We start from the raw sequence: 12,485 nt of genomic DNA, 5'->3' as shown, positions 1-12,485 counted from the left end.
AATGCAAGGATCAGTAAGGAAAAGAGGAGATAAGTGGTACTACTCGTTTGAACTTGCTAGCATAAACGGCAAAAGAAAACGTGTTGAGCGTGTAGGCGGACGCACAAAGAAAATTGCCCTTACGGCTATGCGTAAGGCAATAGAAGAATATGAGTTGGCTGGTCAAGTGGCAGATATAACAAAAATGAGTGTTGCAGATTATTTTGATTACTGGTTAAAAAACTACGTAGAAGTCAGTTTGCGATACAATACCAAGGTATCTTATGCGAGTACTATTAAGAATCACATAAAGCCTGCTTTAGGTTCAAAATATTTAAAGACCTTGAAACCAGCTGCTATCCAAGAATTATTGAATCAGATGCATTTAAACGGATACACTCACGGTACCATTGATTTAACGCGGGGGATTATGAGAAAAGCTTTAGGTATGGCAGTATATCCCTATCAGTTTTTGCACTCAAATCCAGCGCAATACACTAGCGTTCCGAAAACAGCAAAAAAAGCCAAGAAAGACCATCCAGAGATAATTACTCCTGAAGAGTTCAAACAAATATTAGAGTTGTTTCCTCGTGGGTCAAGATTCCACTTGCCGCTATTAATTGGATACCACACTGGTCTGCGAGCAGCAGAAGTATGTGGACTTACCAAAGATGGAATCGACTTGAAAGAAAAAAAGTTAAGTGTCAATAAGATAATGGTTTACGAATCTGGCAACGGTTACCATCTTGATGATCCTAAAACTCCAGATTCAATGCGAACCATCACTATAAGTAAGTATCTTGTTAGTGAGATCAAAAATCACTATCTAGACCAAAAAAAGAATGCACTAAAGTATGGACCTCACTACTCTCACTCCAATTTCGTTTGCACTGAAGAAAACGGACGACCTCTTAATACGAATATTTTGAAATATATGTATCGTATCATTAAAAAGAAAACCGGAAAGAGTTTTCATTTTCATCTTCTACGACACACACATGCATCTATGCTTCTTGCTGCAGGCGCTAACATTAAAGCAATTCAAGCACGACTTGGACATGCTCAAATTACTACGACATTAGATACGTATTCTCACATTACTAGTGATTTAGAAAAGACAACAGCAGCTTTCCTTGAAGACCTTGCAAATTAGGCTTGCTTACTTGAAAATAAAAGCGTCGGCAAAGCGTCGGCATAAGCAAATAATAAAAGGCCCTAGATAACTGGGGCCTTTTATTATTAGGACTATTCTGTTGTTTGACACTTTATCTTTCAAAATATGTCAGTATGCCGTTCACAATTCCTTCTGCCGCCAAGGAGCGGAAAGAAGAAGTCTGTAATAATTTTTCTTCCACAGGGTTGGATAAAAATCCAACTTCTACAAGGATGGAAGGCATATCCGTGTTTTTAATAACAAAAAAGCTTCTTAACTTGATGCCATTATTCGGACGGCCTGTATAGAGTGCCAAATTGTTCTGTACTTCTGTGGCCAAGTCAATCTTCTCATCAATATTGCCGTTTCCGTGGTAATAGTAGGTCGCCATACCACAAGCAGACGTATTTTCAGGAAAGGAATCAGAATGTATGCTGACAAAAATATCTGCATCTTCAGCGTTGGCCAACTTGACTCTGTCATCCAAGTCCATGTTGATTAGTTTTCCATCATCATGCGTAAGAATAACATTTGCGCCATGTGCTATTAAGCGATTTGCAACATCCATGCCAATATCATTGTTGACGATATACTCGTAGATACCACTTGGGCTGGTTGCCCCTACATCAAAGTTTCCATTATCCTTATACGCCCCATGACCCGGGTCAATAACGATTGTTTTTCCTGCCAGCAAGGCCTCTTTAACTGTAAAGGTAACTTCTTCCTGACCTTTTTTGGCATCTCCAGCAACATCCAAACTTGCAGCTCCGTCAAAGTGCAGTACAATGCGAACACCACTTTCTCCGTAAGAATCAATTTCTACCTTCTCTAACTTATCCCCACCAACTCGGACCGTATCTATAAAGTCCTTATCTATGGTTACATCGTAGAATTGAATCATAGCACGATTAGGATTGTCTAACACAAACACTTCATACAACAAGTCTTCATTACTTTCCACAACAACCCCTGCATCCGAAATATCAATATCCTCAATCTCCGCTAATTCCTTACGATCTCTTTCTTCAATCTGATCTGCATAACGAATCTCACTTCGAGCCACCCCCAGCCACGAGGCCACATAGCCGATTCGCCCATCCTGTAAAGAAATCTTATACCAGTCACCACTGGTTCCCATAATTTTGAAAGCTGCTCCTTCGTCTACGCTGGTAATCTTATCGTAATCTTTATCAGGTCCTTTTCGGATGTTTACATCATCGGTATCGATAATAAAAATCTTGCTCAAATTCTTCAGTTCAATTCCATCAGAACTAATCGTATTGCCAAATGAATCCAATAGGTCCACTGCTCGTTTTACGAGCCAACCCGTCTTACCATTTTCTAGTTCGATGGCATACCATTCATCTGTGCTGTCCACAATGTCATAGGTACTGCCAAAAAGCACCTGGGTGATTTTGTTACTGTCGTCTTCCATAACTTCTGGTGTTGAACGAACATTCACTACTGGCGAATTGATTTTACAGTACTTTGCTTCGATGTTATCATAATCGATTTCCTGAACTTCAATCAATTTAGCATAGTCCTGGTGTACATAGCCAGTCGTATTGGCATACTCAATCTTGTACCAATCTCCAGATTTTCCCAAATAGTTAAATGTATCTCCCCTGACTACTCTTCCCAAAATATCTGCCGTCATGGATGCACTTTCCCGAACATGCAAACTGCTTCCATACGACACATCTACTTGAACCTTCTTAACATCAATCACGGGAATTTCATCCTCATCATTAGAATCCTCAACGGAAGGTTCATCGTCATCATCTGTTTCTTCGGTAGTCACATAGCGGTATTTTTCTATAGCACAGTATTCCGCAGAAACCCATCCATTTTTACCATTGAAATCGATTTCATACCAGCCTTCTGTCGTATCTTCTACTGAATATATACTTCCATTCTCTGCTTTTCCAATCACATTATCCTGATCTGTTCTAGGAGATGTCCTTACGTTCAGAACAGTGGAAACCTGGATGCGAATCTTATCAACAACCTTGGTTCCCTCTTCTTGTTGAGGGGAAGTAAGCATAACCGTTTTACTAGAAGATTCATAACCTACTGTAGCACCCATCTGTTCCATGACAAATCTGAGTGGGACCATGGTTCTCCCCTCAACGATGATCGCTTTCGTATCGATCATCACGGTTTGGTTGTTTACCAGGGTTTCTTTAGAACCAATCTCCAGTTCTATATCCGTATTCTTTCCACTAACAGATACCTTCTTTTCTGCAGCATGCCATAAGACATCATAGCCCATAGAGGTACTAACAAAGCTAATCGGAACGATAGTACGTTGATTCTCATCGATATAAGGTTTTACATCCATCGACAAGGGCTGGTTGTCCAGCTCTAAATTTACATATTGCACTTCCCCAGCCCAAGCGAATTGAGCGGGAATCATGAGTAGCGCGCACACCATCATTATTATCCATCGCTTTGTTCTACGTTGCATTCTATACCTCCTGTTAGCTCTTGAACTGCTGTTTTTCTCCTATTAGGATACCCCATTTGCAAGCGTAAATAAAGAAGATAATCCTATTGCAAAGTGAAAAAGAGCCTATAAAAATAGGCTCTTTTACTAATTATTACAATACTTCTTTTAATGCCTTGATAAATCGTTTGTTTTCGTCCATTGTCCCTACCGTAACCCGGATATAGTTCGGGAAACCAAATACGTTTCCGGTCCGAATAATCACACCTTTTTGGAGCAGTTTATCAAAGACAAGATTATCATCTTGTTTGATATTTATCCAAATAAAGTTTGTATTGGTTTCAACATACTCAAGTCCCATTCCAGAGAGCTGTTCGTAAATATACCTTGCACCTTCATTGTTAACCTTCCGGCTCATCTTAAGGTGTTCATCATCATGGATCGCGCCAAGAGCACCGGCTTGTGCTACTGAGTTCACATTGAATGGCTCACGCGCCCTGTATACCCATGACAAAAGGGACTCATCAGCAATCGTATAGCCAACCCTTAGACCAGCTAAACCATATATCTTTGAGAAAGTGTACATTACCGCAACATTCTCCCAGCCAGCCTTCACATAGTCTAAGCCATGTGGATATTCCTTTGAAACAGCGTATTCATGATATGCTTCATCAAATATTACGACTACATTATCAGGAACTTTTTCCAAAAAAGCATCTATTTCTTGCTTGGTTACAATAGTTCCGGTCGGATTATTAGGGTTACAGATGAAAATCATCTTGGTTTTTTCATCTATTGCCGCCAGCATTGCATCCAGATCATGCTTAAAGGTATCCGTAAGTGGAACCTTTTTCAGAAAGCCACCCATCAGACTAACAGCAAAGTCATATTCAGAAAAACTAGGGTTTGCCATAATGGCATTATCGCCTGGTTCAATAAACGCTTCCGCCAACAATTTTATGATTTCATCAGACCCATTGCCCACAATAACCTGTGATGGTTTCACACCTTTGGCAGCAGCAATTTCCTGTTTCAAATAGAAGCAAGTACCATCAGGATAGAGATTTACTTTTTCAATGGCTTCTTTCATCTTTTCGACTGCTTTTTTTGAAGGGCCGAGTGGATTTTCGTTAGAAGCCAATTTAATTACATCATCGATACCAAGTTCCCGCTTTACTTCTTCAATGGGTTTGCCTGGTGTATAAGGTTTTATATTGTCCAAAGCCTTTCTGGCCTTGGTATTGAATTTATTCGTCATTACGTATTGTTTCCCCCTTAGAGACCATACACTTCGTCTCTGCTCAGAACTTTGATGTCTGTAGACTGTAGCTTCACTTCTGCATCTTCAATATTCTCTACTTTAAATACCACCAAAGCATCATCTGAAGCCTTGCTGACAAAAGCATACATGTATTCCACATTGATATCGTTTTCATTCAGCACTTTTAATACATTAGATAAGCCGCCTGGTTTGTCGGGCATTCTTACACTGAGCACATTGGTGATGCTCGCAGTTAAACCATTTTCTTTCAATTTGGCATAGGCTTCCTCAGGCTTATCTACAATCAGGCGTAGAATACCAAAATCTGACGTATCCGCAATTGAAAGGGCGCGGATATTGATATTATTTTCTGCCAAAATACTAGATACTGCAGATAGTCTGCCTGGTTTATTCTCAATAAAGACTGATATTTGTACGATTTTCATATGTATTCACTCCCTATTTTTTCTCTTATCAATGACGCGCTTGGCTTTACCGGTGCTTCGCTCAATGGACTTTGGTTCTACCAAACGTACCTTGACCGAAATACCCAAAGTGCTTTCAATCGAATTCTTAACCGTTCTTTCCAGGGCTTCAAGACCCTTTACATCATCTGTAAATAATCCTTGGCTTACTTCCACTTGCACTTCAATGGTATCCAAATTTCCAACCCGGTCTACAATAATCAGATAGTGGGGTTCAACCTGTCCAATATTTAGTAAGGCACTTTCAATCTGGCTGGGGAATACATTCACACCACGAATGATCAACATATCATCACTACGTCCACTAATCCGATCAATACGTACATGAGTTCTACCACATTCACACTTCTCATAGTGTGCAGTCGTGATATCTCTTGTACGGTAGCGAATCATGGGAAGGGTTTCTTTGGTGAGGGAGGTGATTACCAGTTCACCTTTTTGGCCTTCCGCTACTGGTTGTAAGGTTACTGGGTCCACAATTTCTACAATAAAATGGTCTTCCCAGATATGTAGTCCTTTTTTGTAGGGACATTCGATTCCAACTCCAGGCCCAATAATTTCAGATAAACCATAAATATCTAGCGCCTGAATGCCCAACAGCTTTTCAATCTTTTCACGCATCTCAGCTGACCACGGTTCTGCACCGAATATGCCCACCTTCAATTTAAGGTCTGTGGGTGCAACACCCAGGTCGTTCATTACTTCTGCCAAATTAAGAGCATAGGACGGTGTACAGCAAAGTACTGTGCTACCATAGTCCTGCATAATCATAACCTGCTTTTTAGAATTGCCTCCAGAAATTGGGATAACTGAGGCACCCAGTTTTTCACAGCCATAGTGGACACCCAAACCGCCGGTAAATAATCCATATCCATAGGCGTTGTGAATCACATCATTCTTGGTCGCACCAGCGCAAGCTAGGCTTCTCGCCATCAACTCACTCCAGATGTTTAAATCATGTCTATTATAGCCAACCACTGTCGGCTTACCCGTGGTTCCAGAAGAAGAATGAATTCTTACGATTTCACTCATGGGTACCGCAAACATTCCATACGGGTAATTATCCCTAAGATCTGTCTTCACTGTAAACGGTAACTTCGTTAAATCATCCAGCGACTGGATGTCGCTAGGGTCTATGCCTAATTCCTGAAATTTCTTCCGGTAATGTGGCACATCATGGTAGCAACGCTCCACTGTTTTTTGCAACCGTTCCAATTGCAATTTTTCCAATTCAGCGCGCTCCATCACTTCGTATTTCTGATTCCAATAATTATCCAATATGCTACCTCCCTATATGCAATAGATTAATCCTATACTACCATAAAAAGCCAGCCTGCGCCCCACTTTTAAACGCAAAATAAGGTGCAAGCAACAAAAAGGACCCGGAGTCTGTTCCGGGCCCTCACATATCCATTCTACTAGTTTTAAAGAATCGAACTTAGAAATTCTATCGTTCGTTTTTCCTTGGGTGAGGAAAAGATTTCGTCAGGTGGACCTGACTCAACAATTACACCCTCATCCATAAAAATCACTCTATCGGCTACTTCTCGCGCAAATCCCATTTCATGGGTAACCACAATCATGGTCATCCCCTCACGGGCCAGTTCCTGCATAACGGAAAGTACGCCACCAACCAGTTCTGGGTCCAAGGCGCTAGTGGGTTCATCAAAAAGCATGGCCTGGGGTTGCATAGCCAAGGCCCTTGCAATGGCCACCCTTTGTTTCTGTCCACCAGACAGCTGATTAGGATAAACATCTTTTTTGTCATCTAAACCGACCTTAGTCAAAAGTTTCAGAGCCAAGTCTGAGGCTTCTGCGCGTTTCATACGCTTCACTGTCAGAGGTCCTTCCATCACGTTATCGAGTGCACTCATATGTGGGAATAGATTAAAGTTTTGAAACACCATTCCCAACGAGCTTCTAAGCTGAGCAATATTCTCTTTCTTATCTTCCACCAAGCCCTTTTTACCTTGAATCATTCCGACCGGTTCTCCGTTAAAGAATATACTCCCCTTCTCAATTTTTTCCAGACAATTTATGCAACGAAGCAATGTACTCTTACCCGAGCCACTAGGACCAATAATACACACCACTTCTCCTGCCTCAATGTTCAGACTTACACCCTTCAAAACTTCCAGATGGTCAAATCTTTTATGAATATTTTTCAGTTCAATCATAATAACCTCCTAGATAATCTTGAATCGGCGTTCCATATAATCTATGCCATATACGAACAGGGTAGTAAGCAACAAGTAAATGACTGCTACACTAAGATAAATTTCCATCGAACGGAAATACGTAACATCCAAAAGGACACCCGTACGCATTAGCTCAATCATGGTGATAACCGAGACCAAAGAAGTATCTTTTAGCGAAGTAATAAACTCATTACCGAGGGGTGGCAGGATGTTTCTCATGGCTTGTGGTAATATGACACGTCTCATAGCATTCGCACTACTCATCCCCAACGAAAGAGCGGCCTCTTTCTGACCATGATCAATGGACTGGATGCCAGCTCGGATTATTTCGGCAATGTAAGCGCCAGCGCAGAGTGACAAACCTGTAACAGCTGCCGTAAAAGCATTCAGTTCAAGAACGCCAATCTGAGCTAGTCCATAATAGAGAACGTAGAGTTGTACCAGCAAAGGCACACCTCTTAGCACCCAAGTATACAGATTACCAAAGGCTCGCAAGGGCCAAATAGGAGACAGCTTAGCCAGCGCAACCATTAATCCGATTAAGGTACCAAACACGATGGCCAACACAGTTAGTTCCACCGTAATCAGTGCTCCTTTTATAAGCAAGGGAAAAATAATCCCCAAAAATTCCAGATCCAAAAATGAAAACATATTCTTTCCTCTTATTTCTTACTTACTTTTCGTAGGCAATCAGATCATCACCGAACCACTTAGTGGAAATCGTTGCCAAAGTGCCATCTTCTTTCATTTCAAGCAACACACGGTTGAATTCTGCTTCCAACTGATCATCTTCTTTGCGTAAGCCTATGGCATAATTATCGTCAACCAGTCGGCCTTCAATCATGCGGTATTCTCCCGGCTTAGTATCAATGAAATGTGCAGCCGTTGTAGCATCAACCACAATTACATCTATACGTCCAATGCTAAGATCCTGGAATGCATTGGGGTACTGGTCATAGAAAGATACATTTTTATAACCGAGAGTCTCACAAGCTTCTGCTCCAGAACTTCCAGTTTGGGTACCTACCAACATATCAGCAAGACCATCCAATGAATCGATTTCTGAATCTGCAACTACGACCGCACCAATACCTGCATTAATATATGGTTTCGTGAAATCGATTTCTTTTTCTCTATCTTCTGTAACGCTCATTCCATTGATGATTGCATCAAACTTTTTGGAATTTAGTGAGCCCATAACGCCTTTCCACTCTGTAGGCTGCCATTCAATTTCAATGCCCAAGCGGGAAGCCATTTCATTGCCCATGTCAATATCGAAACCAATTAAATCATTGGTTCCCTCCTCGCGATAGCCCATAGGAGCAAAGGTGTCATCAAGGCCAACAACCATTTTCCCTTCATCCTGTATGCGCTCCCAAGTACTCATTTCCGCATCCTCTGCCGGTGCATTTGCACAACCAGCCAAACTTAGCATCAACATCAGAATCAGGGTAATAGATACAATTTTTTTCATGTTTTTTTCCCTTACCTTTCTTTATGATAATATTCATGTGTATTCCTTTGATAGTGTATTGCATTAGCACGCTAAAGTCAATCACATCCAGAATAAGTGTACGCATCAATTTACTTCTTAAACTATTTCTAATCTTGACGCATTATCCCCTATACATTAGTATATAATGTTGCTAAGGCAAATATCAGGAGGTTACCATGTTTTACGATAAAGCGGTGACAATGGACCCAAGCGGCTTACTACGGTTTTCTGACCATATAGTGCACGCTGAACCCAAGTTATTCTATTTAAATGCAGCTAGAGAGTATTATCTGAATGCCGATACGGAAGATAATCCCTTGCTCTATGCCTTCTATGAAAGAAACTATTGGGAAGAGGATGAATCCATCTTCAAACAATATAATTTGAACTATAATCTTAAGCTAGTACGACCTGGCATCATTGGAAATGAGTATCTAAAGACCATCCCTCACTTTCACATTTTAGATGACTTAACGGAAGAAACCTATCCAGAGATTCATGAAATCCTTGAAGGTTCGGGCGTATTCTTACTGCAGAAGCACCGTTCCGTAGGTCAAATCCAAGAAGTGATTGCCATTCCCTTTGTGAAAGGGGACCACATCTTTGTAAAAAACGGATTTGGGCATACAACCATCAATACTGGCGAAGACCCTATCCTCATCGCTTCCTTAATCAAGAAAAATTCAGAAAAGGACTACCAACCTTATTCTGCAAAGGAAGGAAGCCCTTATTATCTAATTAAGAATGATGAGGGAAATCAAGAATATATTTTAAATGCAAATTATGAAAAAGCGTTAGGACTGGAAATTCAGACTTCTCCCTATGCAGATAACCCGCTACAGTTTGAAGGAAGTCTCTACGAATCCTTTGTGCATGACCCCGAGTATTTTTCGGTACTATGGAAATAGCTATGAAACCTAAATTCAAAAAAAAAGACTATCAACGCATTTATAATTGGACCCGTGAAGACAGCCCCTTAAGTAGGGAATGTGACTGTGGTAAGCTCTGTGGCAGCATATGTTGTTCCGATACTGACTCATATGGGATTTATCTATTGCCCGGAGAGGAAAGCATATTCACCCGAGAAGAAGATTGGTTGGACTGGGAGATCCAGGACGCATCCGATCCAGGATTCCCAGATTCTTGGAATGGTCTTGTCTATTTTTTAACCTGCAATGGACATTGCGACCGCGACAAACGTCCGATGCAGTGTAGAACCTATCCCGTTGCCCCCCACCTTACACAAGAGGGAGAATTTATTCTTGTAATAGAAACGCTCGAGACTAACTACCGCTGTCCTTTAATTGAAAACCCCAAGTTTAGAGACTCTTTTTCAGAAGAATGGCTGCACAATCTTTACCGCAGTTGGGCCATGCTTTTGAATGACCCTCTCATCTATGACTTGGTTTTAATGGACTCGGAATACCGAAAAGCAATGCATGACAACATCATCAAAGCATATCCTAAACCATAGATACAAAACCTGTAAAGCACTTCATCACGCTTTACTAGCTCTTTGCATATCTAGTATTTGGTTTGGTGTCTAGAAGTAACTGCAGTATGCTCCGTTTACTTAGGAGCATACTGTGCAAATCATTTCCTAGGCCATCAATTCTTCCCATTCCTGCATCAGTTGATTCAATTCCTCTTCACGCTTCTCAAGTTCCTCATTCACTTCCCTACATTTTGAAGGATCAGAATAAACTTCTTCCAGAAGTAACGACTGATGGATTTCATCCAAACCCTGTTCCAAGGAATCAATCAAGCGCTCAATTTCTCCGATTCTTGCTTTTCTGACTCGCTCTTGTTTCTTGTCTCCTACTTTCTTCGGTTTCACAGCGGTTTCGTTTTCCTTCGCTTCTAGACGCTGTTGTTGCAAACTCAGGTACTGGGCATAACCATCCGGTATTATATCCAACTTTCCATTCTCAAATACCAGCAATCTCTGGGCCATTCTTTTAAGAAAATAGCGATCGTGCGATACGAATAAAATAGTTCCTTGGTATTCTTCAAGGGCATCTTCTAGGGCTTGTCTTGCGTAAATATCTAGATGGTTGGTTGGCTCATCTAGTACCAGTAGATTTGGTTTTTTGTACATCAACACGGCCATGACCAACCTAGACTTTTCACCACCCGAAAGTCGTTCACATTTCTTGTATACTTCTTCTCCAATGAACCCATATTGAGCTAGTATTTCTCTAGCTTCTTGGTAATCCCGAGCACCTTCTTCCATCAAAGTATCTAGGACACTTAATTCATCTTGGATGAGTTCATGTTCTTGAGAAAACCAACCTACCTCCACATTGACACCATATTGGATCTTACCCCCAAAGGGAAGTTCTCCCACCACCGCTTTTAGCATGGTCGTCTTACCACAACCATTGGGACCGATTATGCCCACACGTTCTCCACGCATAAGCTCAAAACTAACATTATCTACAATAGTTTTATCCCCATATCCAACTGACACTTTCTTTAGAATAAGTACCTTCTTACCCGATACCACCCCTTGTTCTAAGTGCATTTTCATGTGTTGGTTCTCGCCACGTTTTTCCAATCGTTCCAAGCGGTCAAGTTGGCTTTGACGCCCTCTTGCTTGTTTGGATTTAATGCCAGCCTTGTACTTCTGAATATAGGCCTCAGTCTGCGCTATCTTCTCCTGTTGCTTAGCATAAAGTTTATTATGGTTTTCGACAATCTGCTCTTTTTTTTCCACAAAAGAACTATAGTTTCCTACATAGCTATATATTTTCCCTTGCTCAAATTCTAACACTCTATCAATGACTGCATCTAAAAAATACCTATCATGTGATACTACTAAGACCGCTCCCTTATAGTTACTCAGGAACTGTTCCAACCAAGCAAGAGCCTGCAAGTCCAAGTAGTTGTTGGGCTCATCTAGAATTAGGATGTCTGGTTCACGCAAAAGCGATCTTGCCAAAGAAATTCTCGTCTTTTGCCCCCCGCTGAATTGGCTCATCGGCCTTTTCAATTCTTCTTCGCCGAATCCCAATCCGATCACTACTTCCTTAATCCGAGCTTCCATTAAATAACCACCCAGACGTTCATATCGATCGGTTGCCCTAGTATAACGTTCTATTGCCTCCTTAAGCATTTCAGGGTCGTCTGTAGATTTCTCCATCAGCAGTTGGTATTTATGCATCGCCTTTTCAGCCTTTAAGATGTCCATAAACATCTCCAATAAATAGGACTGCAGATTTTCGGTTTCTTGTTCTGACTCTAATTTTTGAGATACCGTCGCAATCACCTTGTCTTTTGCAAAGATAATCTCCCCATCATCGTATTCTATATCTCCTAAAAGTGCTTTGATAAGCGTCGATTTACCACAGCCATTCGGTCCTAGAAGTCCAACTTTCTCTCCTATTTCAATGGAAAAGGAAATATCTTTCCAAAGATATTCCCCATTAAATACTTTTCCTAATTGCTCTACTCTTAATAATGCCATAT

Annotated in this window: 11 protein-coding genes; 3 read left to right on the top strand and 8 right to left on the bottom strand. The window is 41.0% G+C overall.

Features of this window, described 5'->3' with window-relative positions:
* The first annotated feature begins 1 nt into the window (after position 1).
* Positions 2–1,132: a site-specific integrase gene (locus JR334_01830; protein ID QRN85998.1), complete on the top strand. Its 1,131-nt coding sequence runs from the start codon at positions 2–4 to the stop codon at positions 1,130–1,132.
* 112 nt (positions 1,133–1,244) lie between these two features.
* Here the strand turns inward: JR334_01830 and JR334_01825 are convergent, their stop codons facing one another.
* From JR334_01825 to JR334_01795, 7 genes are all read right to left on the bottom strand, one after another.
* Complete coding sequence (locus tag JR334_01825; GenBank protein ID QRN85997.1) at positions 1,245–3,599, bottom strand: N-acetylmuramoyl-L-alanine amidase; 2,355 nt, start codon at positions 3,597–3,599, stop codon at positions 1,245–1,247.
* 133 nt (positions 3,600–3,732) lie between these two features.
* The gene (locus tag JR334_01820; GenBank protein ID QRN85996.1) at positions 3,733–4,836 is read right to left on the bottom strand and encodes a histidinol-phosphate transaminase; all 1,104 of its coding nucleotides are present in this window, start codon (positions 4,834–4,836) and stop codon (positions 3,733–3,735) included.
* Between the two features lie 17 nt (positions 4,837–4,853).
* A complete protein-coding gene (locus JR334_01815; GenBank protein ID QRN85995.1) occupies positions 4,854–5,285 on the bottom strand; it encodes an ACT domain-containing protein in 432 nt (143 codons plus the stop codon).
* Positions 5,286–5,291: 6 nt separating this feature from the next.
* Positions 5,292–6,569 (bottom strand): phenylacetate--CoA ligase, encoded by a 1,278-nt coding sequence (locus tag JR334_01810; GenBank protein ID QRN86832.1) that lies wholly within the window; start codon positions 6,567–6,569, stop codon positions 5,292–5,294.
* Positions 6,570–6,748: 179 nt separating this feature from the next.
* Positions 6,749–7,501 (bottom strand): amino acid ABC transporter ATP-binding protein, encoded by a 753-nt coding sequence (locus JR334_01805; GenBank protein ID QRN85994.1) that lies wholly within the window; start codon positions 7,499–7,501, stop codon positions 6,749–6,751.
* Between the two features lie 9 nt (positions 7,502–7,510).
* Complete coding sequence (locus JR334_01800; protein ID QRN85993.1) at positions 7,511–8,173, bottom strand: amino acid ABC transporter permease; 663 nt, start codon at positions 8,171–8,173, stop codon at positions 7,511–7,513.
* A 22-nt stretch (positions 8,174–8,195) separates the two neighbouring features.
* The gene (locus tag JR334_01795; protein QRN85992.1) at positions 8,196–8,996 is read right to left on the bottom strand and encodes an amino acid ABC transporter substrate-binding protein; all 801 of its coding nucleotides are present in this window, start codon (positions 8,994–8,996) and stop codon (positions 8,196–8,198) included.
* Between the two features lie 197 nt (positions 8,997–9,193).
* Here JR334_01795 and JR334_01790 point away from each other — a divergent pair, with 197 nt between their 5' ends.
* On the top strand, positions 9,194–9,925 hold the full coding sequence (locus JR334_01790; protein QRN85991.1) for a hypothetical protein: 732 nt from the start codon (positions 9,194–9,196) through the stop codon (positions 9,923–9,925).
* 2 nt (positions 9,926–9,927) lie between these two features.
* The gene (locus JR334_01785; GenBank protein QRN85990.1) at positions 9,928–10,491 is read left to right on the top strand and encodes a hypothetical protein; all 564 of its coding nucleotides are present in this window, start codon (positions 9,928–9,930) and stop codon (positions 10,489–10,491) included.
* Between the two features lie 126 nt (positions 10,492–10,617).
* Here JR334_01785 and JR334_01780 read toward each other — a convergent pair whose 3' ends face one another.
* A complete protein-coding gene (locus JR334_01780) occupies positions 10,618–12,483 on the bottom strand; it encodes an ABC-F family ATP-binding cassette domain-containing protein (GenBank protein QRN85989.1) in 1,866 nt (621 codons plus the stop codon).
* Positions 12,484–12,485: the final 2 nt, after the last annotated feature.

It is taken from the genome of Clostridia bacterium, from assembly GCA_016887505.1.
GTDB lineage: Bacteria > Bacillota > TC1 > TC1 > UBA5767 > UBA5767.
The sequence above is the reverse complement of the archived record's forward strand: the minus strand, read 5'-3'. Positions and strand labels throughout refer to the sequence as shown.